Below are 26340 nucleotides of genomic sequence, written 5' to 3' on the forward strand. Positions count from 1 at the left end.
TCGCCACCCGGTGGCGGTCGCGCGCCGATTGGCGCGTTCACTGTTCGACACCGGCGCGAGACATACACACGGGGAGATTTTCGGGGTGGACGAGCCACAGGTCATACTCATCCGAGGATGGGTCGAGACCTCTCAATCGAACGCAGTCACCGCTGACGTGCTCGGCGCCGACGCCGTAAGCACCGCCGTGACTCACGAGATCGGCGCCTGGCAGGTGGTCGACCGCCTCACCGAGGAGGAGCCGGTCGCCCGGATACGCAGCATCGTGCGGTTCACCACCGCCGATGCCGAGCCGGCCACGGTGAGCTTCGTGCCCGGCAGCCAGGGGATCGACCAGGCGCCGTCGGCGTCGAGCCGCAGCATCGCCTCGGTGACGCTGACCCGGGGACGGGCCCTGCTGCTCGACGCGCGCTGCTGGTTCCGCGTAGACAGCCCCTCGGCCTCGGTGGACGCACTGTTCCCGGTTCCTCGCGCCGCGAGCCTTTCGCGATGACGGCCGAGTCGACGACAGGCACGCTCCCCGACCCGGCAGCACCGTTCGCGGTGGTGGTCGACGTGCCCGGCGGCCAGGCCGCCCGAGCCGCGTACGCCCGGCTGCTCCGGGGACGTGCGCTGGTGCTGGAGCTGACCGACCCGGCTGAGACCGCCGACCCCGCGGCACGGGCGCAGGCGCGCCGTGCTCAGGAGGTCGCGATGCGCGCCATCGGCATGCAGTGCGTCCGTCTGGCGGCCTCGGCAGCCGGGGCCCCGGACGCCACGCGCTTCCACGCGTACGTGGCCGACGCCGCCGAACTGTGGCTGCCCGCGGCGATCATCGACGACGCCCGGACCCGCACGGCCTGCGCCGGGGTGGCCGAGGCCGCCCTGGCGACCGGCACGCGGATGGTGCTCTACATGAGCCTGGCCGAGGCACAGCGGCGTTTTTCGTCGGCCCACCGAGAGAGCGTTCTCTCGGAGTTCGACCAGGTCCTGAAAGACCGCCTGGGTGAAGGCTCCACGGCCGCCCGGCTCATCCGCATCCAGCCGTCGGCACTGGCCACCAAGCAGTCGATGGTCGCCGCCCATGATCCGGCGAGCGCCAACGACATCGATGACGAGCTATCATTTGAGCTGTCTGGTCCGGCCGCGACGGCGCTGCTCGCCGGACCTCGCGCGCGGTAGCCCTCGGAACACTCCTTCACTCAGACCTACCACCCGTTCGGAGGCGTGGCGTGATGCTGGCTGAACACGTATACGAACTTCGCACCCGCGGCTTCACCCGCATCGAGGGTGCCCTGTCGCCGGAGCGGGTCGCGCGGCTGCGCGACACCGTGGACCGGCTGCTCGAAGAGGACGACGCGACCTGGGGCCGCGAGCGGCTGCTGGAGATGGGGCAGCGCGGGGCCCTGCGCAACCTGTGCGACGTCGACCCGGTGTTCGAGGAGCTGCTGGCCGATTCGCCCATCTACCAGGTGATCGACCAGATCCTGCCCGACTACATCCTCAACTCGTACGACGCGCTGGTGCTGTTCCCCGGCGACGGCCGCTTCCCGTGGGACTTCCACACCGACGTCATGCCCTTCGTGGGCTCGGCCCTGCCGCCGTCCAGGAACATCGGCGTCAACTGCCTGTACTACCTGACCGACGTCGAGCAGCGCAACGGCGCGACCTGGATCGTGCCCGCGAGCCACCGCAGTGTGCTGCCCCAGCCCGACCCGGTGGTGCTCGGCGAGATCGCGATCCCCGCCGCGGGCGCCGCGGGCGATGCGCTGCTGTTCGACTCCCGGCTGTGGCACTGCTCGGGCACCAACGGCACCCAGGCCCGCCGGGCGGTCATCAAGGCGCTGTTCTGCCCACCCTGGTTCCGCCCGCAGATGGACTATTCCCGGTCGGTCCGCGACGAGGTGATGGGCCGGCTCGACGACCGGACCCGCGCGCTGCTCAACCGCGACCGGCGCCCGCCGGTGACGGTGGAGGAGCTGCGCGCCGCGCTGGCCGCGGGATGACGCCGACGCCGGACGGGCGCCGCCTCAGCTGGGACGTGGTGACCGGCGACGCGGTCAGGGACGTCTTCGACCAGAACTGGGACGCGCTGGCGCGGCTCAACCCGAAGGCCACCGCGTTCCAGTCCGCCGCGTGGCACCGCGCCTGGATCGAGGCGGTGGCCGCGGGCGAGGGCAAGGTCCCGCTGGTCGTCACGGCCGGTGCCGATGGCCGCACCGTCGCGGCGATGGCGCTGCAGGAGGACCTGACCGCGCCCCGGCCGGTGCTGCAACCGCTGACGGCACCGTGGGCGGACTACCACGACGCCGTCGGCGTGCCCGGCGACGAGGCCGGGTGGCGCACCCTGCTCGACGGCCTGGCCGCGGTGGCGAGCAGCCGCGGCGCCGAGCTGGAACTCGGCGAGCTGGTGCGCGGCGGCCTGCTCGACCGGGCCCTGCCGGGCGGGATCGAACGCGGGCAGGCGAGCCCCGTCTGCGGCATCGAGCTGGACGCGGAGGGTCATCTGCAGGCGCTGGCCGGCATGAAGGAGTACGCGGTGAAGCACCGGCGCCTGGCCCGCCTGGCCGAGCTGTCCTGCCGCCACTACCGGGAGCCCGCCGAGATCGAGTCGCGCCTGAGCCACCTGGTCGCGCTGCACCGGGCGCAGTGGGCCGGACGCCCGGAGGCGGTCGCGCCGTTCGACGATCTGGTCGAGGGCGGCTTCCGGGCGATGGTCCGCCGGATGGCGCCGGCGGGGCACCTGGTCTACACCGAGCTCAGCTCGGGAGACAACGTCATCGCCTGCTATTTCGGGATGCTCTGGGAGCGGTGGTACTGCGGGTACCGGACCGCTTACGACGCCGACTACTTCCGCTACTCGCCCGGTCATCTCATGCTCCGCGCGATGATCGACGACTTTCCCGGCCTGGGCATCACCTACCTGGACCTGACCCGGGGCGCCTACGCGTACAAGGCGGCCTATGCGAACCGGGCCGATCACAACACGAGGATGCGCGTCCGGGCCGCAGACCTCGTTCCCCAGCACCACTGACAGCAGAGGGAGAACCCGATGTATGTCCTGCCCTTCTGGAGCTACCGCCCCATCGAGAGCGGTTTCCTCATCAAGAACCATCTGGAGCGGCATTCCTTCGCCGCGCCCGCCCACTTCGTCGATGCGCTTGCCGGGGTGTACGAGACCGGGGCCCCGCCGGACGACGCGTCGCTGGCGATGGCGACCGACCACCGGATCCTCTTCGCGTCCAAGGACGCCGCCGACGAGTACGTCTCGGCGCTGGCGGCGTACCAGACCCGCGAGGTGCCGTTCATCGACCAGATCGAGATGACCAACCGCTGCCCCTACACCTGCCCGATGTGCCCGCGCACGGTCTCGATGACCCGCGACCTCGGCGACATGAAGATGGACCTCTTCCAGTCGATCATCACCCAGGTCGCCGAGCGGCAGCGCTACCTCGCCCTGCACCACTTCGGGGAGTCGCTGGTGCACAAGCACCTGCCGGACGCCGTCGCGTTCGCCCGCGACATGCGGGTCCGTACGGCGCTGTCGTGCAACCCGCCCAGCCTGCGGCCGGCGCTGGCCGAACAGCTGCTCAAGTCGGGCATCGTGAGCCTGCTGCTGTCGCAGGACTCGCTCGACCCGGAGACCTACCGCGGCATCCGCGGCCGCGTCGCCCGGGCCGGGCTGGCCGACACCCACATCCGCGAGCTGGTCCGCCTGCGCGACGAGGGCGGGTACGACACCGCCATCACCCTCCAGATGATCAACATGGAGGCGAACAAGTCCGAGGCCGACCGGTTCATCGAGTACTGCGCCGAGGTCGGCGTCGACCGCGGCGTGGTCATCCGGCTGGGTCGCTGGGACTTCGAGGACGAGTACATCGACCGGATCGGCGAGGTCACCGCGCCGGGGTACACCGCGCCGTGCTCGCTGCCGTGGAGCTCCATGGTGGTGCTGTGGGACGGGCGGGTCGTGCCCTGCTGCCACGACTACGACGGCCATGTGGTCCTGGGCGATCTGAGCCGCAACACCCTCGACGAGATCTGGCAGGACAAGCCGGCCCGGGAGTTCCGCGCGCGCAACGAGGAGTCCCAGTTCTGCCGCAAGTGCGCCTTCAGCAAGTGGTTCAAGGAGCAGCAGCGCGAGCGGGAGGGCTTCCGGTTCTTCCACCGGGAGCGGGCGGGCGAGGGCGAAGAGCGCAGCGAGTGGATCAACCCGGAGTCGGCCGGCTGGCGGGACGGCATCACCTGGTTCAACCGCTTCGACGTGCTGACCGGGGCGGCGGCCCAGTGACGGCACCACCCATCGGGATCAGCGGCACCGAGTTCCGCGGCGAGCACATCGACGTGCTGCTGGAGACCGCCGACAGCGTACGGGCGCAGGGAGTGGAGCTCTGGCACCCGGAGAACTTCACCGCCGCCGGAGCCGCGGACACGGTCGACCGGGTGAACCGGTGGTCGGGGCAGGTGTTCGCGGTCTCCTGCGGAGTGGAGGTCGCCGAGACCGCGGACGTGCCGCACACCGTCTCCCGCCTGCTCGAAGCGGTCGACGTGGCCGGTGAGGTCGGCGCGCCGAGGGTCAACACCTACTTCGGCGCACCCGGCTACCGCGACGACCGCCGGTCGGCGGAGGACTTCCTGCGTCACCTGGCGCCGGTGCTGGCGCGGGCCGAGCAGGCCGGGGTGACCATCGTGCTGGAGAACGAGTTCAACGCGTTCGCCCGCGACCACGTGCGCGGTGACCTCACCCGTCGCCCGGCGGCCCTGCTGCGGCTGCTGCGCGAGGCCGACAACCCGCACCTGAAGCTCAACTTCGACGCGGCCAACTTCTACTGCGCGGGCGTGGAGCCGTTCCCGTACGCGTACGGCTTGCTGGCTCCGCACGTCGACTACCTGCACGTCAAGGACATCCGGGTCGTCGATCCGGCGGCCGCGGACGCCGGAGACGGACTGTGGCGCCGCTTCGGCGACTACGGCGACCTCTATGCCACCGCGCCGCTCGGCGACGGCGCCGTCAACTGGCCCGGCCTGCTGCGGCGACTGGCCGCCGACGGGTACACGGGGCCGCTGACCCTGGAGCCGCACTCGGTGGACTCCCACCGCGGCGCCGCCTTCGCCCAGGCCGCCGACTGGCTACGCCGAACCATCGCAGATATCGAAGAGTATGGGAGCACAGCACATGTTCAGTAGCCGCATCAAGTTCGCCTACGAGCACCCGCGCCGGCTGCGGGTCGCGGTCGTGGGATGCGGGGGCCAGGCATACCGGAACATCCTCCCCTGTTTCCAGTACGCGCCGGTGGAGCTCGTGGCGGTCTGCGACGCGATCCCCGAGCGGGCCGAGGCGTACGCCCGCCAGTTCGGCGCCGCGGAGGTCTACCAGGACCTGACGGCCCTGCTGGAGTCGGCCGACGTCGACGCGGTGCTGCTGGCGACGGGCTACGACGAGGACGGGCGGCCGCGCTACCCGGAGCAGGCGAAGCAGGTGCTGCGATCCGGCCGGCACGCGTGGATCGAGAAGCCGCCGGCGGCCAGCAGTGCCGAGCTCGCCGAGCTGCACCGGGAGAGCACCGTCGCCGGCCGCCAGGTCGGCGTGGGCCTGATGAAGATGTTCTCCACGAGCGTGAACCGGGTCGCCCAGATCATCAGCCAGCCGGAGTTCGGCGCCCCGACCACGCTCTACCTCCGTGACCCCGAGAAGCTGCCGCCCGCCGCCGAGCGGAACAACCTGGACTCGATGCACTGGTTCCTCGACCACATCGTGCACCCGGCCTCGGTGCTCCAGCGCCTCATGGGTCCGGTACGGCGGCTGTACACCGAAGAGGGCCCGGACGGAGAGCCGATCTTCACGATCAAGTTCCAGAACGGCGCCGCCGGCGTCCTGCACATGCCGTGGGGCATGTCCGGCAACAGCCCCATGGAGCGGCTGGAGGTCGTCGGCCAGGGCGCGAACGTGGTGGTGGAGAACAACACCCGGATCACGTACTACCGGCCGGGCCACCGTGGCGTCGGCGACTACGAGTACGGCCGCATCCCGGACTTCACCAGCGAGCTCGACGTGGCACCGCTGCACTGGGAGATGGACTCCTACTCCGGCCAGCCCTACAACCTGAACCTCTTCGTGCAGGGGTACGCGCAGGAGATCATCTACTTCGCGACGCAGCTGCTGGCGGGCAAGGACATCGAGATCGCCGGGCTCCGCGACGCGTGGCACGTCATGCGCTTCTACGAGGCGTGCGCACAGGCGTCCAACCAGGTCGTCGAGTTCACCGAGACGTTCGAGTCGGCCGTGGAGCGCAGCGCGCCGTGACCACCCCGAACCTGCCCATCGACCTGGCGCGGCTCAACTGGATGGGCGTCGCCCAGCGGCTGAGCCGCGACGTCAGGATCGTCATCCCCATGGGCGCCACCGAGGAACACGGCTATCTCAGCCTGGCCAGCGACACGATCTTCGCCGACTACGTCACGGGACGCGCGTGCGCCGCCGCCGACGTCACCCGGACCCCGGTGATCCCGTTCGGCCCGTCGGCGTTCGGCATCCACTTCCCGGGCACGCTGTCGATGCGCACGAGCACCATGTGCGCGGTCGTCGAGGACATCATCGACTGCCTGTACCGGCAGGGATTCCGGCGGCTCGTGTTCGCGACCGGCCACGGTGGCAACGAGGTCGTCACGGCGGTCCTGTCGGAGGCGCAGCTCGACCGCGACCGGCTGTCGGTCTACTACTACAACTGCTGGGACGGCATGCGCGAGGAGTCGCGCCGCATCTCCACCGAGCGGGGCTTCGGCATCTGCGACCACGCCGCCTGGTACGAGGTCCAGCGCGACACGCGCGTGGGCCCGATCCCGTCTAACGGGCGCCAGCCGGTCCCGAGCGATCCGGACTTCCCCATGTTCCCGCTCAACCCGCGGACGGCGCGGCAGCACCTCCCCGACGGTGTCGTGTCCGGCCCGTACGACATCGGCGACGACGACCTGACCGCGCAACTGCGCGAGGGCTGCGTCAAGCACTTCGAGGCGTTCCTGCGTTCACTGCCGCCGACCGAGCCGGCGTCCTGAAAGGGATCACGTTGACATCCATAGACCTGCTGTTCGAGCACCTGGCCGAGCACGACGCGAAGTTCCGCCGCTCCGTGTCCCTGATCCCGAGCGAGAACGCCATCTCTCCGCTGTCGCGGCTGGCGTTCCTGTCCGACGCCTACAGCCGGTACTTCTTCGACGAGCACGAGGCGTTCGGCCGGTGGAGCTTCCAGGGCGGCAGCATCGCCGGCCGGATCCAGCAAGAGGTGCTGGTCCCGACGATGCAGCGGCTGGGCAAGGCGAGCTTCGTCGATGTCCGCTGTGTCAGCGGGCTCACCGCGATGACGACGGCCATCGCCGCGTTCGGCGGGGCCGCCGGCGAGGTGATGCTGTCGGTGCCGGTCGCCAACGGCGGCCACCCCGACACCGCGTACGTCGCCGACCGGTTCGGCCTGCGCACGCTCGGGGTGCCCTTCCGCGACTGGGCCACGATCGACCTGGCCGCGCTGGCCGACCTGGTGGCCGCCGAACGGCCGCGGCTGGTCTACCTCGACCATGCCACGACGCTGTTCCCGCTGGATCTCACCGAGGTGGTGCGCACCATCCGGCAGGCGTCGACCCGGCCGGTGCACATCCATGTCGACACCAGCCACGTCAACGGCCTGATCTGGGGCGGGGTGATGGACAACCCGCTGGAGTGCGGCGCGGACAGCTACGGCGGCTCCACCCACAAGACGTTCCCCGGGCCGCACAAGGCGGTGCTGTTCACCAACGACGCGGCGGTGAGCGACCAGCTCACCGGCGCGGCGGTCAACATGATCAGCCACCAGCACCTCAGCGACGTCATCGCGCTGGCGATCGCGGCGGTCGAGTTCGTCGAATGCGGCGGCCGGGAGTACGCCGCAGCGGTCCTGGCCAACGCTCGCACGTTCGCGGCGGCGCTGGACCGCGAAGGCCTGGCGGTGCAGGGCCACGACGGTGAGTTCACCCGCAACCACCAGGTGTGGTTGGACACCGCGGCGGGCCCGGACCCGCATGAACTCTCGACCCGGCTGTTCGAGGCCGGAATCGTGGTCAACCCGTACAACCCCCTGCCCAGCCTGGGGCGCGCGGGTGTGCGCATGGGCGTCAACGAGGCGACCCGCATGGGCCTGTCGTCGGACGGCATCGACGTGCTCGCCTCGGTGATCGGCCGCATGGCCCGCGAGGGCGCCGCGCCGAAGACGGTGGCCGCCCAGGTGCGGGAGCTGCGGGAAGGGATGTCTCCGCGTTACTGCTACGGCCCGGAGGTGCTCGAGGCGAAGCTCGCCGCCCTGGTGTCACCCGGTGCGGATGCGGAGTCGCTGCTGCCGAAGCAGCTGCGGGAGTTCCTCTACTCATGACAGCCGACGTGTCACCCTCCGGAAACACCCTGGTGTTCCTCAACGGCGGCCTGGGCAACTTCGTCATCGCGGCGCCCGTGCTCGCCGCGCTGGCGGCCGCCCGGCCGGGCAGCCGGTTCCACCTGCCCGAGCACGACGTCCTCGGCCAGCCGTGGTTCACCGACGCGCTCGGACCGTCCGGCCTGGCGGCGACGTACCCGCCGCTGTGGCGCCGCTGCCAGCCGGACGACATCCCCGCGATGCTGGAGTTCATGGCCGGCAACGGGGTGACCACGCTGCTGAACTTCCGATGCGAGTGGATCGGTGCCGATGGGCGCTACCTGGCCTTCCGGGAGCAGGCGCGGCGGGCCGGCATCGAGTGCCTGGACTTCCACCAGCTGCCGCCGGCGGAGCAGGTCAAGCCGATCGCCGAGCAGATGGTGTCGGTGCTGGCGCGGGCCGGCGTCGAGCTGCCCGAACCCGACTGGGCGTTCCTGTCGCACCTGCGGCAGGGGCGCCGGCCCAGCGGCATCGGCTGCTACGTGGGGGCCAGCACGGGCGTGAAGCGCTGGCAGGCGGCGCGCTGGAACGACTGCGTCGCGCACCTCGCCCGGCTCACCGACGGGGAGATCACGATCGGTGCGGGGCCGGTGGAGGCCGAGCGCAGGCTCGCCGCGCGCGTCGTCTCCGACTCCGGCGGGCTGGCCCGGCCGGTGGAGTTCTCCGACGTACGGGCGCTGATCGACTGGATCGCCGGGCTGGAGGTGCTGGTGTCCAACGACACGCTCGCCGTCCACCTGGCCGCCGGCCTGGGCTGCCCGGTGGTCGCGCTGTACCTGGCGACCGACGGGCGCATCTGGTCACCCGTGACGCTGCCCGGCCGGCTGGAGGCGGTGCAGAGCGCGACGGCGCTGCGCTGCCGCGCGATGAAGCCGGACGGCACCTGCCGGCGCTTCTACCTCGGCTGTCCCGCGCCATGCCGCAACGCCGTGAGCGCCGCCGACGTCGTCAGCGCCGCGGATCGAATCCTGGAACGCGTCGGCTGAGCACCGGCGACACGACCAACGAACAGGCGGGACACATGCGTAGAAAACTCGTGGCGATCCTGGGCGGCCGGCTGGAGAACACCGGGCCAGAGGCCATGGCGTTCGCCGAGGCGATCGGCCGGGAGCTGGCGCAGCGCGGGTACGGGCTGGTCACCGGTGGTGACGGCGGTATCGCGAACGCGGCGTGCAAGGGTGCGGTGGAGGCCGGCGGCCAGACCATCGCACTGCTGAAGTTCAACAAGCCGACCGACTGCGGGCCGTACACCACCTGGGCGATCCCGACCTCCATGGACCTGGCCCGCAGCAACCCGCTCAACTGGGCCGGGGACGGCATCATCGCCTTCGACGGCAGGTTCGGCACGATGGGGGAGATCGCGCTGGCGCTGGACACCGAGCGTCCCCTGGTGGTCACCGGAGATCCGACCCTGCTCACCGATGCGGCCTTCGACGTGCCGACGTGCCGGGTCATCCGCGGCAACGCCCTGGCGAACGTCATGCTCGTGGTGGACACGTTGGAGAAGCTGATGGACGACGCCGTCGTGCCGCCCACCCGGCCGGACGCCACACCCGGCCTGCCCTGAGTCCCCAGTACTATGCGTTCGTGGGAAACACGCAGCCCAGACGCTGGCAGGTCGCCGCGCCCCTGACCGAGCCGGCCCGCGACACGTCGCGCGTGGAGCTGGCCGCTTCCCACCTGTCGCACGGATCGCCGGCGGGGCGGTGCTCGTGGTTCCACGAGGTCATGGAGACCACACCCGCCACCGCCGACGCCGTGGACGTCTGGCCGCCCGCGTACCGGGGCAAGGCGCTCGTGAAGGTGCTCGCCTGGCTTGTCACGGAGCGGCTGGCCGGCCAGGACGCCTGGGTCACCTGGCACATGGACAAGCAGCAGGGCCCCGACTCGATCGGTCGCATGCTGGAGGGCCTCGGCTGGACGGAGTTCTCCCGGCGGCGCGAGCTCCGCATGACGCACCTGCGGGGCCGCCCGCCGGCCACGGCGGAGCTGCCGCAGGCCGCCGAGTTCAGCGCCCGCATCGGCGCGACGGATCTCGTGTTCGAGGCGGACTACGGCGTCTTCTCGCCCCGGTCCGTCGACGACGGCACCGCCCTGCTGGCCGAGGTGGCCCTGGCGGAGAAGCCCGTGCAGACCGTGGCCGACATCGGTGTCGGCTACGGCCCGCTCGCGATCGCCCTGGTCCGGGGCGGCGTCGCCACCGACGCCGTCGCCACCGACATCGACTCGGTCGCGTTGTGGCTGGCCCGCCGCAACGCCGTACGCAACGGCGTGACGATGACCGTGACCTGCGATCCCGATCCGCTGGCTGTGCCGCCGACCGCGCTGACGGTGTGCAACGTGCCGACGCACATCGACGCGGCGCAGAGCCGGGCGCTCATGTCCGGGCTGATCACTCGCAGCCGGTCGGGCCGGCTGCTGATCGTCGTGCACCGCAGCCTCGAAGGGCGCTACGCCGCGCATCTCAAGAATGCCGGGCTCGACATCGAGCGGCACCCCGGGCCCGCGCACACCGTGCTCGCGGTGACCGGCGGTGAGTGAACCGGGGCCGGTGTTCGTCGCGGGCACCCTGGCCGCGCCCCCGGAAGCCGGTCGTCCCGGCCTGCTCTGCGACCGCGACGGGACCATCATCGAAGACCGCCCCGCCTACGTCCGCGCGGAGACCGACCTGGCGCTGCTGCCTGGCGCGGTGCCCGCGCTGCTGCGGGCGCAGCGCGCCGGCCTGCTGGTCGCCATGGTCTCCAACCAGTCGGCTGTGGGGCGCGGCCTGCTGACCCATGCCGAGATGATCCGGCTGCACCTGGCGCTCACCCACCGGCTCGCCGCCGCCGGGGTGGAGATCGCCGGGAGTTTCCTGTGCCCGCACCGGCCCGAGGCGGGCTGCCCGTGCCGCAAGCCGGCCCCGGGTCTGGTCACCGCCGCGCTGGACCGGTTCGCGCTGGATCCCGGCAGGTCGTTCGTGGTCGGCGATGCCGTGCGCGACATGGCGGCCGCGCGGGACGCGGGGGTACGCGGGCTGCTGGTCGGCACCGGACACCCGCACTCCGCCGAGGAACTGCGCGCGCAGGCGGGCCTGTTCGCCGGCACGCAGATCGTGCCGGATCTGCCGGCGGCGGTCGAGGTGGCCGTCGCGGCGCTGGCCGGGGCCGGACGGGAGCGGACGTCCTCTGCTCAGGCCACCGCGGCTGCCCGGAAATCCGCGTAGAGGCGCTCGGCGGCCGCACGCACCTGCTCCTGGGTCAGCCCGTCGAGATCGAGCGCGCCGGTCAGCCGGGTCATGTCCGCGCAGGTCCAGTACTGGTACCGGTCGGCGATCGGGTTCGGCACCAGGCGCACCCGCAGCTCCTCGCCGCCACCGAAGTCGGCACACCACCTCAGCAGCGTCGCGAAGGTCACCGGCCGGCCGGAACCGAGGTTGTACACGCCTGACGGCACACCCCGGTCGATGATGCGCAGCACCACGTCGGCGAGCCACCGCACGGGCACGTAGTCGCGGCTGGCCTCCAGTGTGTCGGCGAACAGCCGCGGGGCCTCCCGCCGGGCCGCGGTGCGCAGCAGCTGGGAGAGGATCGAGGCCATCGACCCCTTGTCCTGCTCGCCGGAGCCGAACACGTTCGTGTAGCGCAGCCCGGCCCAGCGCAGGCCGTCGGGTGCCTTTTCGAGCATGATCCGGTCGAACGCCAGCTTCGACCGGCCGTAGAGGTTCAGCGGCCCGCTGCACAGCGCGGGATCGTCGACGTCGTCCTCGCCGACCGGGACCGGCTGCCGGATGGTGCCGTACACGCTGGACGAGGAGGCGTACACGAGCAGGGTGTCGCTCGCGGCGCACGCCTCGGCCAGGGCCAGGCATCCGTCGATGTTGACCCGCTGGAGTTCGTCCCAGTCGTCGGCGAGCGTGCTGGTGATGGCGGCCTGGTGCAGGACCGCGGCGAAGCGACCGGCGCGCACCTGCTCCAGCACCTGCGAAGCGGCGAAGTCGGCGACGAGGTGACCGCCGCGGGAGCCCTCCGGGGCGGGCCGGACGTCGACGCCGACCGCCTCGATGCCTGCCTCGTCGAGCGCGGCGACCAGGTTGCGGCCGACGAAGCCACCGGCACCGGTCACCAGGACCGCCTTCACGCCAGCGCCCCTTCCATCAGGTGCTGCCGGTGTCCGGCGGCGCGGCCGGCGGCGTGCGCGGCATCGGTGAGCTCCATGACGAACGGTTCGGCGCCGACGAGCAGGTCGCGGTCGAGTGACGTGCCTTTGAGGCCGGCGTGGGCCAGCGACCGCCAGGCGGCGGCGAGCAGGTCCGCGCGGACCGCGCCGGGGGACTCGCCGAGCGGCTTGAGCGGGACCCGCCCGCTCGCGGCCAAGAACCCGATCAGGTACGCGGTGGCCCAGAGCGACGTCAGGAAGCCGGTCGGCAGCGTGGGCCGGTCTCCGGTGGCCGTCCGCACGGCGAGGTGTGCGGTCAGCTCGTCGTCGACCGTCCTGGGATCGATCCCGAGGCCGGCCATGGCCTCGATCCAGTGCAGCCGCCGCCACGCGCCGTCGGCCCCCTGCGCCATGCAGTGGCCCACGCCCTTCGAGAAGAACGGCAGCAGGTCGACCATGCCGGCCAGGATCTCCCCGTGGCCGCGCGGCGCGAAGGTGCCCCGCAGGGCGCCGTCCTGGTGGGCGTTGCCCGTCAGGCTGCCGCTGTCGATGTGGTCCACCAGCGAGGGCACGGAGAGGATCCCGGGAATCCGGTACATCGACAGGAAGTCCGACAGCACCTCGTCGTCCTCGCGCCGGAACGCGCGCACCGGCTCGACGAACTCGCACAGCGCCGCGATGTGGCGCACCGGCAGCACCACGGCCTGGCAGGGGAAGTACTCGCTGGAGACGGCCTCCGTCCAGTGCGCGCCGGCGGCGGCGGCCAGGCGGAGCATCGCCCCGTTCAGGGAGTCGAGGTGGGCGAAGAACCCGAGGACGGCGTCCGGGAACAGGGCGATCCCGCGCCGCACCGCGGACAGCAGCTCCTCGCGGTCGGCATCGACGTCGTCCTGGAGCACGAGGTGGTGGGTCGCCTCCGGGGCGTGCGCCCGCCAGGCGTGCACCGCCGTACGCAACGGGCTCGGCGTGCCGGTGAGGTCGGGATCGGTCACCACCGTCGCCGGCGCCATCGCCTGAGCGATCCGCGCCGCCTGCGCGGCCCGCTTCGGGTGCGACATCACGACGATGCTGAGCGCGATCCCGGCTTCCAGGGGGACGGCAGTCACTGCCCACATCCGTTCCCGACCAGCTTCACCAGCCGGTCAACTGTCAGGCGATGGTGGATCTTGTCGTCCACCAGGGTCAAGCCGCGCAGGGCGGCCCGGTTCTTGGTGCCCAGGCGGAACATCTCGGCCCGCACCAGGTGCTGATGCCAGGCGCGGCCCTGGCCGAGGGAGAGCGCCCGGCTCGGGGCGACGCGCCCGGTGTCCATGCCGTCGACGGCCACGATCGCGGTCGCCCAGGCCGGTGGCCGCCAGTACGGCGGCCAGTCGATCACCGCGGGCCCGAGCGGCTCGGCGAACAGCACGTTGCCCGCGAGATCCGGATGGACGAGCTGGCACGCGTCCGTGACGGGGGTGCGCAGCGCAGCCAGCTGCCGCAGCTCGGCGACGTACGGCCCTTCGCTCGGCAGCTGCTCCTCCTCCCACGCGAGCCGGTCGCCGTAGCGCCAGGGGTCGTCGCACCGGTCCAGCAGATCCGGGCGGGGCAGGTGGGCGACAGCGGCATGGAACGCCGCACCGACCGCGGCGATCTCGGCGACGCGATGATCCGCGGCGGTGCCGGCCACGAAGCGCCAGGCCGACCAGTTACGCACGATCCAGCCGTCGGCCGCGGCGACGGGACGGGCGACGCGGAAGCTGCCGTCGGTCTCCAGCCGGTCGAGGACCTCGGCGCACCAGGCCGCCTCGACCGCGTCCACGACGGGCTTGAGGATCACGTCACCGGCGCGCCAGGTCACCCCCTGGCCACCCGGCTGCGGCACCGGGGCGGTGTCGATGCCGAACGCGCTGATCACGGCGGCAGGTGGCGCCAGGGCCGTCATCCCGCGCTCGCGGCGATGATGGCGTCGAGCTCGCCCGGCGTGAGCGAGGCGTCCGCCGCGCGAGCGCTGTCCTGGATGGACTCCGGGCGGCTCGCGCCCGGAATCGGAATGACCACGTCACCCAGGCTCAGCATCCACGCCAGGCAGACGCGCTGCACGGACCAGCCGCGGGCGGCCGCGATCGTCCGGAAGGCCGCCGAGCGGTCGGGTTCGCCACCTCGTACGGCGAGACCGCCCAGCGGAGCCCACGGCAGGAAGGCGATGCCCGTGGCGGCGCAGTGCGCCAGCTCGGCGTTCGAGTCGCGGTGCACCGCGGAGAACCTGTTCTGCACACTGGCCACGGTGACCAGGGTCCGGGCGGCCTCGATCTCGGCGACCGTGACGTTGGACAGCCCCACCATGCGCACCTTGCCCTCCCGCTGAAGGTCGGCGAGCGCACCCACCGACTCCAGGAACGGGACCGCCGGGTCGACCGCGTGCAGCTGGTAGAGGTCGACGGCGTCGCGGCCCAGTGCCCGCAGTGACGCCTCGCAGGCGGCCCTGAGCCGTTCCGGCCGCGCGTCGCGGTGGTACGCGCCGTCGTCCGTGCGGTACATACCGCCCTTGGTCGCCACCATGACGGCATCCCGGTCGGCGGGCGGCAGGGCGGCCAGCGCCTGCGCGAGGAGCTGTTCGTTGTGCCCGTGCTCGCGCTGCCCGATGCCGTAGCAGTCCGCCGTGTCGATGAGCGTGACACCTTGCGCGACCGCGGCATGCACCGTACGCAGTGCCTGGGCGCGGTCCGGCCGCCCCTCGACCGACAGCGGCAGGGCACCCAGCCCGATCGCGCCCACGGTCCGGTCGAGGATCGTTCTCTGCTGCATGACATCCATCTCGTGATCGGCTGTGCCCGTCAGGCCGAGGCGGTCGGGACGTCCCCGACCAGCCCTCGACCGCGGACGGACATCAGGGTGATGCCGGTCTCGGTCCGCCACGAGCGGGCCTCCCCCTCAGCCCACAGCGCGACGTCGCCGACACCGACCTCGAACCACTCGCCTTCGCCTCCGCGCATCCAGCCGTGGCCGGCGATGACGGTGCACATCTGGTCGCGGCGCCCCTCGTGCACCGGGATGCCGCCCGCACCGATCACTCGCATGATGTCGCAGGCGACGTCATCGACTCGCGCCGCTTCGGCGAGCGGCCCGTTGAACGCCGAGACGCAGCCCGGCAGCGCCGCCGGGACGGGTGTGATGTCTGCCGCGCGGAACAGTCGCATGGTCGGGACGCTGTGCCGTCAGCCGTGCACCGTGGTGACGGCGGACCGGAACTTGGCCGCCACCGTGGCGATCTCGTCGTCGGTGCTCTGCACCGTGGCGCCGAACCCGGTGGCGGAGTAGGAGTCCGCGGAGCCGGTCGACAGCGCGATGGTCCGGGCCAGCAGCGAGTCGGTGTTCGGCAGGCTGCCTGGCTCGTAGCTGCGCGCGTTGCCGGCGTCGGGCCGGTGGAACGGGCGCGATCCGCCCGGCTTGTCCATGGTGCGCAGCTGGCCCATGTTGCCGTAGTAGTGCCGCCCCGAGGACAGCAGCGTTCTCGTGCCGAGCAGTCCGGCGACCTCGTCGGCGAACCCGGCGTCCGGGAAGATGTAGGCCAGCGCCAGGGCGCAGTCGCCGGCCGGGTCCACCAACCTGCGGCGCGTCACGCCCGGCAGGTCGCCGATCTCGGCCGCCAGCTTGTTCTTCACCTCGCGGGTCCGGGCCAGGATCTGGTCCAGCTTGCGGATCTGCGCGAGGGCGAGCGCCCCGGCGAAGTCGGGCATCCGGACGTTGAGCCCGAAGATGGCGTTGTCGTCCACCGTGCCGTCGCGCATTGGCGCAAATCCATGATCGTGGATAGCGTACGCGCGGCGATAGAGCGCTTCCCCATTGGTCAGCAGGAAGCCGCCCTCGCCCGATGTGATCACTTTGAAGTAGTTGAGCGAGAAGGCCCCGCAGTCACCGATCGACCCCAGCCGGCGGCCGTGCTGGCTGCCGCCGCATGCCTGAGCCACGTCCTCGAGCAGGAACAGCCCGTGCTCCTTGGCGACAGCGCCGAGGCGGTCCAGGTCGGCGCCGGCGCCGAGCATGTGCACCGCGATGATGCCGCGCGTCCTGGGCGTGATCTTCCGGGCGACGTCGTCGGGGTCCAGGTTGAGCGTGTCGTCGATCTCGGCGAGAACCGGCGTGGCTCCGGCGAAGACGACACTGGCCATCGACGCGATGAAGGTGTAACCGGGCACGATCACCTCGTCGCCCGGCTGGACACCGAGCGCGCCGAGCGCTGTGATCAGCGCTGACGTGCAGCTGTTGACGGCGAGGCAGTGCGGCGCGTCGAAGAGGGACTCGACCTCGCGCTCGAACTGGTAGACGAAGGAGGTGTCTCCGGGTAGACCGTACCGATACCGGGTGAGCGTGCCCTCCAACGACTTGATCACATTGGCGGTTTCCTCTTCACCGAAGAACATGCGCCCAGGACCCGACATGCGACTACCTCCCCCGTAAAGAGCAGCATGTGAATAAGTACATGCGCTCGTCGCATGCCTACAATGCAGAGCCGGGTACGCGATGTCAAGATCCGATCTGGCACGTCGATCACGCCCGCACCGTCGCGAACAGTTGCCGCACAGGATCTTCGGCTACCATCCAACCTGGACTTATCGGTTCCGCACGGCGCCGTCGGGATCGATGCACCACTGGGTGTCGATTGACACGTCGACGTCCGTTGATCATAATTCAGAGCGCGTTCGCGATGGATGTCCATCGTTTAACGTCTATGGCGACCATCGGTTGCCTGACTTTAGATGCCACGGGGGGCATGACATGACCGGCGGCGAGGGGCGCACTGTGCCCGAGGCCCATGCAATCGACAACAGTGACTGGAAAACCGGTCGCGCGCATGTCAGCGACGTGATGGCGTCGCTGGCTCAGCTGCCGCTGGCGACCCTGAAGGGCTGGGGCGAGCGGCTCTACGCGGTCCTCGACGGCGGGGGCCGGCTGCTGGTGGGCGGCAACGGCGGTTCGGCCGCCGAAGCACAGCACCTGACCGCCGAGCTGGTCGGCCGGTTCCGCGACGACCGCCGCCCTTTCTCGGCGATCGCCCTGCACAGCGAGTCGTCGAGCGTCAGCGCCATCGCCAACGACTACTCCTGGGACGAGGTCTTCGCCCGCCAGGTCCGCGCGCACGGCCGGCCCGGCGACATCGTGCTGCTGCTCTCCACGTCGGGGGCGAGCCCCAGCGTGGTGCGCGCGGCCCAGGCCGCGCGCAGCGGCGGCATGGCGGTGTGGGCGCTCACCGGCCCGTCGCCGAGCCCGCTGGCGGCGGCGGCCGACGAGGTGGTCGCCATCGACGCCCCCGTCCCCGCCGTGCAGGAGTGCCACCTGACCGCGGTGCATCTCATCTGCATGGCCTTCGAGGGAGCGCTCTCTCGGGACGGGGCCGACGATCGCGCGCCGGCCGAGCCGGCGACCCTTGCGTTGCCCCCGCAGGCCCGCCCGCCGGCAGCCGAGTCGCTGCGTCATCCGGTGCTGACGACGCGACCCGCCGCGCCGCGCGGCCGATCGCGCGCGCACGCGGACCGGATCGTCGTGATCGGCGACACCCTGCTCGATCGCGACACCACCGGCCAGGTGAACCGCCTGTCGCCGGAGGCGCCGATCCCGGTCGTGGAGGCGATGTCCACGGTGAGCCGGCCCGGCGGCGCCGGGCTCACCGCGCTGCTGGCCGCCCACTACGGCAAGCAGGTCGTGCTGATCACGGCACTGGCCGACGACGACCCGGCGGACGACCTGCGCCGGATGCTGCGCGATGCCGGCGTCGAGCTGATCGACCACGGTCTGACCGGCACGACTCCGGTGAAGTCACGCATCCGTGCGGCCGGCCGTTCCCTGCTGATGCTCGACGGGGCGCCCCCGCCCGGCCGGATAGTGCGGGAGCTGTCCACGGAGGGCGCGGCGGCGATCGCCGCCTCGGGCAGCGTGATCGTCTCCGACTACGGCCGGGGCATCACCTCCGTCGCCTCGGTGCGGTCGGCACTGGCCGAGGCGGCCAGCCGCGTGCCCCTGGTCTGGGACCCCCACCCGAAGGGCGCGGCCCCGGTGCCCGGCGTACGCGTGGTGACACCCAACGCCCGCGAAGCCGCCCACTTCACCGGCACGCCGCAGGGCGGCGACCTGAACGCGCAGACACAGCAGGCGCGCGAGCTGGTCCGGCGCTGGTCGGCCGCCTCGATCGCCGTGACCCTCGGCGACCGTGGCGCGATGCTGGTGGAGGACCAGGATCTGCCGGCACTGGTGGTGCCGGTGCCCGAACGTGCCGCCGGGGCCCGGCCGGCCGACTCCTGCGGGGCCGGGGATGTCTTCGCCGCCAGGACGGCGGTGCAGCTCGCCGACGGTGCGCTGCTGTCGGAGGCGATCATCGGGTCCGTCTGGGCGGCGTCGGCCTACGTCACCGCCGGCGGACCGGCGGGGCTCGCCGCGGCGACCCCTGTGCGCGAGGCCGCGGACGGCAGGAGCGTCGACGCGCTGGAGCTGGCTGCGCGGGTGCGGGCCGCCGGCGGCACGGTGGTCGCCACGGGTGGATGCTTCGACCTGCTGCACCGTGGGCACATCTCGCTGCTGGAGCAGGCCCGCCAGCTCGGCGACTGCCTGATCGTGTGTCTCAACAGCGACGAGTCCGTGTCCCGCCTCAAGGGGCAGAGCCGTCCGGTGGTCACCATGCCCGACCGGGCCCTGGTGCTCAGCGCGCTGCAGTCGGTCGACGCGGTGGTGGTGTTCGAGGAGGACACCCCGCTGCGGCTGCTGGAGCGGTTGCGACCGCACATCTTCGTCAAGGGCGGCGACTACTCGAACATGGTCATCCCCGAGGCGAAAGCCGTCCGCGCGTGGGGTGGCGAGGTGGTGACGGTCCCCTATCTCGCCGGGCGGTCCACCAGTTCGCTCATCACGCGGGCGGTGCGCGGCGCGAACGCCTGACACGCCGATCCGGGAGGCGGACCCGGTGCCCGGCCGGCGGCGACCGCAGTGGTGGTGCCGCCACATACGTCATGACCCTCGCTGACCGCGGCACCGCCGCGGTCGCGTGCAGCCGCTCTCGCGGTGCCGGCCCGCTGACCGACGCGTTGCGCCGTCGGTCCGGAGGTAGCGGTGCCGGCCGCGGAACGGTCTGCCATCGGTTGAGAAAGGAAGACCGACATGTCATCCGGTCAACAGTTCACCCTGCGCACCATCATCATGGCCCACCCCGACCGGGCCGCTCAGGCGGCCGCGCTCGCGCGGCACGTCCCCGGAGCGGAGGTCGTGTTCGACCCGGAACCCGACGGCCGGCGGGACTCGATGCGCGCGACGTACGCCGCCTGGTCGGCCGGCGTTGCCGACGCGACCCACGTCCTGGTGATCCAGGACGACGTCATACTGTCGGACACGTTCCTGCCGACCGTCCTGGCCGGGATCGAGTTGCTGCCCGACGCGGCGCTGGCGTTCTACGCCCACAACGACTCCCCCAACGGAGCGCTGATCAGGCTGAGCGCCGCGGCCGGCGCCGACTGGGTCGAGGCGATCACCGAGGCCGACTATCTCCCGTGCCAGGCGGTGCTGATGCCGGTGCCGCTGGTCCGTCGACTCACCGAGTTCATGCGACCGCTGGTCGGACTGCGGTTCGACGACGACGACGTGCTGGCGCAGTTCCTGACCACGGCGGGCGTCCCGACCTACCTGAGCGTCCCGTCGGTGGTGAACCACGGCCAGTTCGTGAGCCTGATCGGCAACGACGAGCGCAGCGCGGCGCTCTACTCGCACTTCCACCCCGCGAGCGCGGGCTCGGGGCAGCGGCTCGCGCACTCCGTGACCGCCTGTCCCTACTTCTCCAAGGGCGTCGCCTACTGCATGCTGCGGGTCGACGACGGCACGCACGACGCCTGGCGGCAGGCGCACTGGCTCGACGCCGTCCGCTGGCTCGGGTTGGACCGCGCTGTGATCGAGGAGGGATTCGAGCAGCACCGCGCCGCCGACGACCAGGTCCCGGCACTGGTCGACCACATCGGCCTGGCCTACGTTCACGGCATCTGGGTCACCGCCTACCTCACCGGTCACGTACTCCGCACCGGAGCGGTTCCGGTGCGCCGGCTGACGGACGGTGCCACGACGCCCGTCTCGTCCGACCTGCTGATCGACGGCTGGGCGGCCATGGGCGAGGGCGGCCTGTTCGGCACGCTGCTGCATCCCCGCTCGCTGGACGGCTGGGGTAAGGCGGTCAGCGCGGTGGCGCAGGCCGCTTACGAGGCGGCGGGCGGGCCGACGCCATGAGCACCCGGTCGCGCCGCGCGGACCGCGGCCCCGGAAGCGCCTCGCCTACCGCCGCCTGGTGGCGAGACGCGGTCCAGCCGCGGCTGGACATCGCACGCCACGTTCCGCACGTCGGTGCGGGCCTGATCGCCGTGGTGACGGCGGTCAACGTCGCGCTCGGCGTGCTCCCCATCGTCTTCGTGATCACGTCGAGCGTCATGGTGGGGCTCGTACCGGCCGCGATCGAGCAGGGGACGGGCTCGCCCAGCTGGACGAGGATGATCTACATGTTCCTCGCGGCCGCCGGCGCCTTCCTGGGCCGGCAGGTGCTGACACCGCTGCAGATCGCGCTCGGTGAGCTGGTGAAGCGGCGGGTCGACGGCCGGGTGATCGACGAGATCGTCGCGGTCGCGCTGCGCAGCCCGGGAATCGCCGTGATGGAGGACCAGGCTGCTCTCGACGACCTCAAGCTGGCCACGTCACGCCTGGAACACGGCACCGAGACCCCGGGCATCGCCACGGCCGGTCTGCTGGCACTGGCCGCCCGCTACCTCCAGCTCGCCGGGTTCACCGGCATCGTCGTGTGGGCGGCGGGCTGGCCGGCCGGGCTGGCGCTGCTGGCGACGGTCCTGCTGTTCCGACGCGGTCAGCGCGGCGGTCTGCGGCGCTTCTCGAAGGTGTGGGAGGAGGTCGCCGGGCTGATCCGGCGCGGGGACTACCTCCGCGAAGTGGCCACCGGGCCGGGTGCGGCCAAGGAGGTCCGCATCTACGGGCTGCACCGCTGGCTGACCAGCCACTACCAGCGGGTCTCGATGGAGCGGTTGCGGACGATCTGGCGCTGGCGGCGACGGGTCTACCTGCAGCCTTACCTCTACTACTCGGCGCTGGGTGTGCTCGGGGCGACCTATGTCGTCTTCACCCTGACCGACGGGGTGGCAGCGGGCACCGTCTCGCTGACGGCGCTGTCGATGGGGCTGCAGGCCGTCATCGCCGGGCTCATGCTGGGCGCCGCCTATCCGGAATCGGACGTGCCGACGCAGTTCGGCATGGTGGCCGAGAGCGGGCTGCGCCGTTTCCAGGCCCGGGTCGCCGAGGACCTGCCGCACACGGCCGCGGGAGCCGGGTCGGGCGACGCGACAGGCCGCCCGGCCAGGTCGGTCCGCTTCGTCGACGTGTCCTTCGCCTACGCCCCGGACTCCCCGAACGTGCTCGACGGGCTGGATCTGGAGCTGCCGGCGGGCCGGTGCACCGCGATCGTCGGCGTCAACGGCGCGGGCAAGACGACGCTGGTCAAGCTGCTCACCCGGCTGTACGAGCCGACGAGCGGGCGGATCGAGGTCGACGGCGCGGACCTGCGCTCGTACGACGTCGACGGCTGGCGGCGCCAGGTGAGCGTGGTCTTCCAGGACTTCATCCGCTACGAGCTGTCGCTGGCCGACAACGTCGCGTACGGCGCACCGCACGCGGCCCGGGACGACCGGGAGATAACCGCGGCGCTGGCCGACGTCGGGCTGCTCGGCCTGGCCGAGGAGCTGCCGCTGCGGCTCGACACCCCGCTGTCCCGGCTGTACCCCGGCGGCATCGATCTGTCCGGGGGCCAGTGGCAGCGCATCGCCATCGCCCGCGCCATGTACGCCCTGCGCACGGGTGCGCGCCTGCTGGTGCTGGACGAGCCGACCTCGGCGATGGACGTGCGGGCCGAGGCGGCGTTCCTGGACCGATTCGTCGACCTGGTCCGCGGGGCGACCACGGTGCTCATCTCGCACCGGCTCTCGAGCGTGCAGCGGGCCGACCAGATCATCGTCATCGACGGCGGGCGGGTCGCCGAACGCGGCACGCACGAGGAGCTCATGGCGCTGCCCGCCGGGCGCTACGGACAGCTGTACCGCCTGCAGGCCGAGCGGTTCAACCTCACGGACGACCGTCCGCGGGCGCGACTCGCGCCGACCCGGCCGGGAAGGGGCACCGACCGTGATCGCGACGCTTAAAGGCTGTCTCTTCCTGCTCGGGGTGTCCTGGCGGCAGAGCCCGCGCCGGCTCGCCATAGCCACGGCGCTGATGCTGCTCCAGGCCACCGCCCTGCCGCTGCTGGGCCTGGTCCTGGCGGAGCTGACCGACCGCGTCCTGGCCGGGGAGCAGCGCGGTCTGATCCCGCTCAGCGGGGCGGCGGCCGTGCTGGCCCTCGCCGCGCTGACGGCCGGCCACTTCGCCCACGTCGCCTACTTCGAGCTGGGCGAGCTCAACGTGCTGGCGATGGAGCGGGACCTGATCGACGTGTCGAACGGCTCGGTCGGGCTGGCCCATCACGAGGACAACAGGCACGCCGACCGGTTGCAGGTGCTGCGTGACGAGGTGCAGCGAGCGGGCTGGACCAGCATCGACGCCCTGCTCCAAGGGGTGAGCCTGGCCGTGGGGGTGGCGTTGACCGCCGTGCTGCTGGGCAAGCTGGATCCGTGGCTCCTGCTGCTGCCGGTGGCGGCGGTCCCGCCGATCGTGCTTGGCCGCCGGGCCGAGCTGCTGCTCACCAGAGCGCGGCTGGAGGGCGCCGACCTGACCCGCCGGGCGCACTACCTGGTCCGGCTGGCCACCCAGGCGGTCTCCGCCAAGGAGCTGCGCATCAGCGGGCTGAGCGGCGAGGTCCGCCGGCGCCACTCCGCGCTGTGGGAGGCGGGCACGGCGGTGAGCTGGCGGGCCGAACGCCGGTCGGCCCTGCTGCGCATCGCCGGCCAGGCGGTCTTCGGACTCGCGTACCCGGCGGCCATCCTGGTGGTGGTGACCAGCCCCGGGCACAGCGTCGGCAGCGTCATCCTCGCCATCACGCTGTGCTCGCAGGTCAACCAGCAGGTCACCGCGGCCGTGCTGCTGATCCAGGAACTGCACCGGTTCTCCCAGGTCCGGACCGGGTTCACCGAGATCCGCGAGGCGACGGCGAGCAGCCGCGCGACCGAGGCACAACCCGCACCCGACCACGTCGCGTCCGGCATCCGGCTGCGCGGGCTGTCGTTCGCGTACGCGGGCGCCGGCCGCAGGACTCTCGACGACATCGACGTCTTCCTGCCCGCCGGTGCCGTCGTGGCCATCGTGGGCGAGAACGGGGCCGGCAAGTCGACCATCGTGAAGCTGCTGACCCGCTTCTACGAGCCCACGGCCGGCGCGATCGAGATCGACGGCGTCGACCTGCGGCGCATCGACGTCCAGTCCTGGCGCGAGCGGATCGCGGCAGGCTTCCAGGACTTCGTGCGATTCGAGTTCACCGCGCAGCACGTGGTCGGCATCGGGGACCTGCCCCGGGCCGACTCAGCCGCAGCGGTCGGGCACGCGCTGCACCGGGCCGGCGCCGGTCCGTTGGTCGATCGCCTGCCCCGTGGGCTTGCCACGCCCCTGGGCAGGTCCATCACCGGCGCTGTCGAGCTGTCCGGCGGCCAGTGGCAGAAGCTGGCCCTGGCCCGGGCGATGATGCGCCCGGATCCGGTGCTGCTGGTGCTCGACGAGCCCACCTCGGCCCTGGATCCGCGCGCGGAGCACGCCCTGTTCGAGCAGTACGCCGACAACAGCCGCCGGATCAGCGCGCAGACCGGGGCTGTGACGCTGATCGTGTCCCACCGGTTCTCCACCGTGCAGATGGCCGATCTCATCCTGGTGGTGGACAACGGGAAGATCATCGAAGCGGGCAGCCACGACCAGCTGATGGCCCGGCCCGGTCTCTACGCGGAGCTGTACCTGCTCCAGGCGCAGCAGTACCGGTGACCGGAGCGCCATGCGGCTCAGGTGCTCAGGTGGCGCCCGAGCCGCATGGCCAGTGCCAGCAACGTCATGACGGGGTTGGCGGCACCGCTACGCGGAAAGGTGCACGGCCCGAGCGCGTACAGCCCGCGCAGCGACCGGAACTCGTGATTCTCGTCGAGAACGCCGCCCAGCGGCAGTGTGCCCGCCTCGTGCTGCTCCGAGCCCAGCGGGAAGGCATAGGTGAACGGCGCGGCGGCCGCCCGCATGGCGGGCGCCCGCATGATCCGCTCCGCCAGGTCCGGCGACCCGAACTCCGCGTCGAAGGACAGCGCAGACGGTCCGGCACCCGTGGCGGCGGCCAGCTCGTCCCAGCATCGCTGCAACTCGGCTTGCTGCGCCCGGACCAGCTCCTGATCGGCCCCGCCCAGGCGGCACTCGACCCGGGTCGGCCACGGCGCCGCCCCGTCCGGCTCGCAGCGCACCCGGCTCCAGGGGCCCGAGGTCTGCTCGCCCATGAGGTACACGTCCAGCACCGCCACACCGAACGGGTTGACCCCCGCGTTGACGAAGATGTTCGACCGCAGCTCGTCGCAGCGCGCCGTGTAGGTCATGCCCTGCTCTGCCGCCTGCCGCAACGGCGCCGGCAGGCGGTCGGGGTCGAAGGTCGCGACGAAGCCCTGCGCCACCTTGTCGACCAGACCGGGCAGCACCGGCTCGGCGAGCAGTCCCGCGCCGGTCAGTGCCTGAATGGCCAGGCGGCTGTTCTCGATCGTGCTGGCCGCCAGCACCACGGACCCGGCCGAGATGGTGCGGACGCGGTCGCCGTCGGCGACGCGGACACCGACGACGGCGCCATCGGTGACGACCAGGTCCACCACGGGAGCGTCACACACGATCCGCACGTTGCCGGGCAGCGTCTCCAGCGGCGAGTACGCCTTCCAGCGCGGGCTCCCGTCGTCGTGGCGTACCGCGCGCGGCGCGTGCCGGAAGTCGTGTCCCCACAGGTCGAGGCGGTGGTCGTCGGCGATGGAACCGGCTCCCGGACCCTTCATCCACTCCGCGACCCGGGCCTGCACCGTCTCGAAGAGCGGTGGCTCGCCGTCGTGGCCCCTGGTCAGGTCCGCGACGACCGCCTCCGGCCAGACCCGCCCGTCGAGCGCCCACGGATCCATCGGCAGCATCATGCCGCCCCAGTAGAGTGAGCGGCCGCCGAGCCGGCGGCGGATGCCCGCGATTCCGGTGAAGCTCGTCCCGTCTCCGCGGTACGGACGCCAGAAGTGGCGATCCGTCTCGGGGGCCAGCCACCAGGCCGTGGCCGTGGCCGGATCGAGCTCCCAGCGGACGTGGGCTCGTCCCGCGTCCGGACCGGCCTCCAGCACGGTCACCTCGCGAACGCCGCGGGCGCCCAGCTCGGCGGCGAGTGCGAGCCCGGCGAATCCGCCGCCGACCACGAGCACGTCCGCGGCGTCCGAAGGATCTTCGCCATTGATCATCACGTGCTGCATGGTATCGATTTTCGAGCCCGCCCGCCGTCCCGTCGATCCACTTCGGATGATGCGCGGCGCGGGGAACGGCCGAGTCCCGGCCGCGATCGGCAAGGCCGGACCGGCGACGGCCGCGTCCGGCCGATGATCGACCGGTCCCTGGCTCCGCCGGCTGCCGTGCGCACGACAACCAGGTACATGGCCAGGCCACCCGTCCGGTAACCTGTCTCTCGGGCTGCTAGCTCAATGGCAGAGCTGCGGACTTTTAATCCGTAGGTTCAGGGTTCGAGTCCCTGGCGGCCCACCCACGCCGCCCGGGGGGGCGGGCGCGCCCCCGGCCCTACCCGCACCTCCGCCGCCCG

24 protein-coding genes, 1 tRNA gene and 1 pseudogene are annotated in these 26340 nt (G+C 71.9%); 19 read left to right on the forward strand and 7 right to left on the reverse strand.

The window, feature by feature from the left end:
- Positions 1–85 precede the first annotated feature (85 nt).
- From AB0J67_RS10700 to AB0J67_RS10760, 13 genes are read left to right on the forward strand one after another with little or no spacing between them, the layout of a single operon-like run.
- Positions 86–493, forward strand: coding sequence for a hypothetical protein (locus AB0J67_RS10700; RefSeq protein WP_363479344.1), 408 nt, complete (start codon positions 86–88; stop codon positions 491–493).
- Positions 490–1161, forward strand: coding sequence for a hypothetical protein (locus AB0J67_RS10705; protein ID WP_363479347.1), 672 nt, complete (start codon positions 490–492; stop codon positions 1159–1161). The genes AB0J67_RS10700 and AB0J67_RS10705 overlap by 4 nt, the downstream gene beginning before the upstream one ends.
- 53 nt (positions 1162–1214) lie before the next feature.
- Positions 1215–1985: a phytanoyl-CoA dioxygenase family protein gene (locus AB0J67_RS10710; RefSeq protein ID WP_363479350.1), complete on the forward strand. Its 771-nt coding sequence runs from the start codon at positions 1215–1217 to the stop codon at positions 1983–1985.
- A complete protein-coding gene (locus tag AB0J67_RS10715; RefSeq protein WP_363479353.1) occupies positions 1982–3013 on the forward strand; it encodes a GNAT family N-acetyltransferase in 1032 nt (343 codons plus the stop codon). Before AB0J67_RS10710 ends, AB0J67_RS10715 begins: the two co-directional genes overlap by 4 nt.
- A gap of 18 nt (positions 3014–3031) precedes the next feature.
- Positions 3032–4270: a radical SAM protein gene (locus AB0J67_RS10720; RefSeq protein WP_363479356.1), complete on the forward strand. Its 1239-nt coding sequence runs from the start codon at positions 3032–3034 to the stop codon at positions 4268–4270.
- Positions 4267–5166 carry a sugar phosphate isomerase/epimerase family protein gene (locus AB0J67_RS10725; RefSeq protein ID WP_363479359.1) on the forward strand — a complete coding sequence of 300 codons (900 nt, stop codon included), beginning with the start codon at positions 4267–4269 and terminating at the stop codon, positions 5164–5166. Before AB0J67_RS10720 ends, AB0J67_RS10725 begins: the two co-directional genes overlap by 4 nt.
- A complete protein-coding gene (locus AB0J67_RS10730; protein WP_363479362.1) occupies positions 5156–6283 on the forward strand; it encodes a Gfo/Idh/MocA family oxidoreductase in 1128 nt (375 codons plus the stop codon). Before AB0J67_RS10725 ends, AB0J67_RS10730 begins: the two co-directional genes overlap by 11 nt.
- On the forward strand, positions 6280–7032 hold the full coding sequence (locus AB0J67_RS10735; protein ID WP_363479365.1) for a creatininase family protein: 753 nt from the start codon (positions 6280–6282) through the stop codon (positions 7030–7032). Before AB0J67_RS10730 ends, AB0J67_RS10735 begins: the two co-directional genes overlap by 4 nt.
- An 11-nt stretch (positions 7033–7043) precedes the next feature.
- Positions 7044–8375, forward strand: coding sequence for a hypothetical protein (locus tag AB0J67_RS10740; RefSeq protein WP_363479368.1), 1332 nt, complete (start codon positions 7044–7046; stop codon positions 8373–8375).
- A gap of 8 nt (positions 8376–8383) precedes the next feature.
- Positions 8384–9400, forward strand: coding sequence for a glycosyltransferase family 9 protein (locus tag AB0J67_RS10745; protein WP_363479371.1), 1017 nt, complete (start codon positions 8384–8386; stop codon positions 9398–9400).
- A 35-nt stretch (positions 9401–9435) separates the two neighbouring features.
- Positions 9436–9981, forward strand: a complete 546-nt coding sequence (locus AB0J67_RS10750; protein ID WP_363479374.1) for a hypothetical protein — start codon at positions 9436–9438, stop codon at positions 9979–9981.
- Between the two features lie 20 nt (positions 9982–10001).
- The gene (locus tag AB0J67_RS10755) at positions 10002–10955 is read left to right on the forward strand and encodes a methyltransferase (protein ID WP_363479377.1); all 954 of its coding nucleotides are present in this window, start codon (positions 10002–10004) and stop codon (positions 10953–10955) included.
- The gene (locus AB0J67_RS10760) at positions 10948–11619 is read left to right on the forward strand and encodes an HAD-IIIA family hydrolase (RefSeq protein ID WP_363479380.1); all 672 of its coding nucleotides are present in this window, start codon (positions 10948–10950) and stop codon (positions 11617–11619) included. The genes AB0J67_RS10755 and AB0J67_RS10760 overlap by 8 nt, the downstream gene beginning before the upstream one ends.
- On the opposite strand, the gene AB0J67_RS10765 is transcribed toward AB0J67_RS10760, so the two are convergent.
- From AB0J67_RS10765 to AB0J67_RS10790, 6 genes are read right to left on the reverse strand one after another with little or no spacing between them, the layout of a single operon-like run.
- The gene (locus AB0J67_RS10765) at positions 11586–12533 is read right to left on the reverse strand and encodes an NAD-dependent epimerase/dehydratase family protein (protein WP_363479383.1); all 948 of its coding nucleotides are present in this window, start codon (positions 12531–12533) and stop codon (positions 11586–11588) included. The genes AB0J67_RS10760 and AB0J67_RS10765 overlap by 34 nt on opposite strands.
- Entirely contained in the window at positions 12530–13657 is a 1128-nt protein-coding gene (locus AB0J67_RS10770) for a hypothetical protein (RefSeq protein ID WP_363479386.1), read from the reverse strand. Before AB0J67_RS10770 ends, AB0J67_RS10765 begins: the two co-directional genes overlap by 4 nt.
- Complete coding sequence (locus AB0J67_RS10775; protein ID WP_363479389.1) at positions 13654–14475, reverse strand: TIGR02569 family protein; 822 nt, start codon at positions 14473–14475, stop codon at positions 13654–13656. The genes AB0J67_RS10770 and AB0J67_RS10775 overlap by 4 nt, the downstream gene beginning before the upstream one ends.
- A complete protein-coding gene (locus AB0J67_RS10780; RefSeq protein ID WP_363479392.1) occupies positions 14472–15338 on the reverse strand; it encodes an aldo/keto reductase in 867 nt (288 codons plus the stop codon). The genes AB0J67_RS10775 and AB0J67_RS10780 overlap by 4 nt, the downstream gene beginning before the upstream one ends.
- Before the next feature lie 29 nt (positions 15339–15367).
- Entirely contained in the window at positions 15368–15730 is a 363-nt protein-coding gene (locus tag AB0J67_RS10785; RefSeq protein ID WP_363479395.1) for a hypothetical protein, read from the reverse strand.
- Positions 15731–15748: 18 nt separating this feature from the next.
- On the reverse strand, positions 15749–16924 hold the full coding sequence (locus tag AB0J67_RS10790) for a DegT/DnrJ/EryC1/StrS family aminotransferase (RefSeq protein ID WP_363479398.1): 1176 nt from the start codon (positions 16922–16924) through the stop codon (positions 15749–15751).
- A gap of 475 nt (positions 16925–17399) precedes the next feature.
- Here AB0J67_RS10790 and AB0J67_RS10795 point away from each other — a divergent pair.
- The 5 genes and pseudogenes from AB0J67_RS10795 to AB0J67_RS10815 all read left to right on the forward strand — a co-directional run.
- A pseudogene (locus AB0J67_RS10795) lies at positions 17400–17891 on the forward strand (SIS domain-containing protein); the annotation flags it as partial.
- On the forward strand, positions 17892–19460 hold the full coding sequence (gene rfaE2 / locus AB0J67_RS10800; protein WP_363479428.1) for a D-glycero-beta-D-manno-heptose 1-phosphate adenylyltransferase: 1569 nt from the start codon (positions 17892–17894) through the stop codon (positions 19458–19460). It abuts the pseudogene before it with no gap.
- Positions 19461–19679: 219 nt separating this feature from the next.
- On the forward strand, positions 19680–20789 hold the full coding sequence (locus tag AB0J67_RS10805) for a hypothetical protein (protein WP_363479401.1): 1110 nt from the start codon (positions 19680–19682) through the stop codon (positions 20787–20789).
- A complete protein-coding gene (locus tag AB0J67_RS10810) occupies positions 20786–22756 on the forward strand; it encodes an ABC transporter ATP-binding protein (RefSeq protein ID WP_363479404.1) in 1971 nt (656 codons plus the stop codon). The genes AB0J67_RS10805 and AB0J67_RS10810 overlap by 4 nt, the downstream gene beginning before the upstream one ends.
- Positions 22740–24515 (forward strand): ABC transporter ATP-binding protein, encoded by a 1776-nt coding sequence (locus tag AB0J67_RS10815; protein ID WP_363479407.1) that lies wholly within the window; start codon positions 22740–22742, stop codon positions 24513–24515. Before AB0J67_RS10810 ends, AB0J67_RS10815 begins: the two co-directional genes overlap by 17 nt.
- 17 nt (positions 24516–24532) lie before the next feature.
- Here AB0J67_RS10815 and AB0J67_RS10820 read toward each other — a convergent pair whose 3' ends face one another.
- Positions 24533–25987, reverse strand: coding sequence for an FAD-dependent oxidoreductase (locus AB0J67_RS10820; RefSeq protein ID WP_363479431.1), 1455 nt, complete (start codon positions 25985–25987; stop codon positions 24533–24535).
- Between the two features lie 223 nt (positions 25988–26210).
- Here AB0J67_RS10820 and AB0J67_RS10825 point away from each other — a divergent pair.
- A tRNA-Lys gene (locus AB0J67_RS10825) sits at positions 26211–26282 on the forward strand.
- Positions 26283–26340: the final 58 nt, after the last annotated feature.

Origin of the sequence: Catellatospora sp. NPDC049609, assembly GCF_040675365.1 — a bacterium.
Classification (GTDB): Bacteria; Actinomycetota; Actinomycetes; order Mycobacteriales; family Micromonosporaceae; genus Catellatospora.

Excerpts from the sequence above, each read along its gene's own strand:
- AB0J67_RS10705 (WP_363479347.1), top strand. The coding sequence starts at position 490 with ATGACGGCCGAGTCGACGACAGGCACGCTCCCCGACCCGGCAGCACCG.
- AB0J67_RS10710 (WP_363479350.1), top strand. The coding sequence starts at position 1,215 with ATGCTGGCTGAACACGTATACGAACTTCGCACCCGCGGCTTCACCCGC.
- AB0J67_RS10715 (WP_363479353.1), top strand. The coding sequence starts at position 1,982 with ATGACGCCGACGCCGGACGGGCGCCGCCTCAGCTGGGACGTGGTGACC.
- AB0J67_RS10720 (WP_363479356.1), top strand. The coding sequence starts at position 3,032 with ATGTATGTCCTGCCCTTCTGGAGCTACCGCCCCATCGAGAGCGGTTTC.
- AB0J67_RS10730 (WP_363479362.1), top strand. The coding sequence starts at position 5,156 with ATGTTCAGTAGCCGCATCAAGTTCGCCTACGAGCACCCGCGCCGGCTG.
- AB0J67_RS10750 (WP_363479374.1), top strand. The coding sequence starts at position 9,436 with ATGCGTAGAAAACTCGTGGCGATCCTGGGCGGCCGGCTGGAGAACACC.
- AB0J67_RS10775 (WP_363479389.1), bottom strand. The coding sequence starts at position 14,475 with ATGACGGCCCTGGCGCCACCTGCCGCCGTGATCAGCGCGTTCGGCATC.
- AB0J67_RS10780 (WP_363479392.1), bottom strand. The coding sequence starts at position 15,338 with ATGCAGCAGAGAACGATCCTCGACCGGACCGTGGGCGCGATCGGGCTG.
- AB0J67_RS10785 (WP_363479395.1), bottom strand. The coding sequence starts at position 15,730 with ATGCGACTGTTCCGCGCGGCAGACATCACACCCGTCCCGGCGGCGCTG.
- rfaE2 (WP_363479428.1), top strand. The coding sequence starts at position 17,892 with ATGGCCTTCGAGGGAGCGCTCTCTCGGGACGGGGCCGACGATCGCGCG.
- AB0J67_RS10805 (WP_363479401.1), top strand. The coding sequence starts at position 19,680 with ATGTCATCCGGTCAACAGTTCACCCTGCGCACCATCATCATGGCCCAC.
- AB0J67_RS10810 (WP_363479404.1), top strand. The coding sequence starts at position 20,786 with ATGAGCACCCGGTCGCGCCGCGCGGACCGCGGCCCCGGAAGCGCCTCG.
- AB0J67_RS10820 (WP_363479431.1), bottom strand. The coding sequence starts at position 25,987 with ATGATCAATGGCGAAGATCCTTCGGACGCCGCGGACGTGCTCGTGGTC.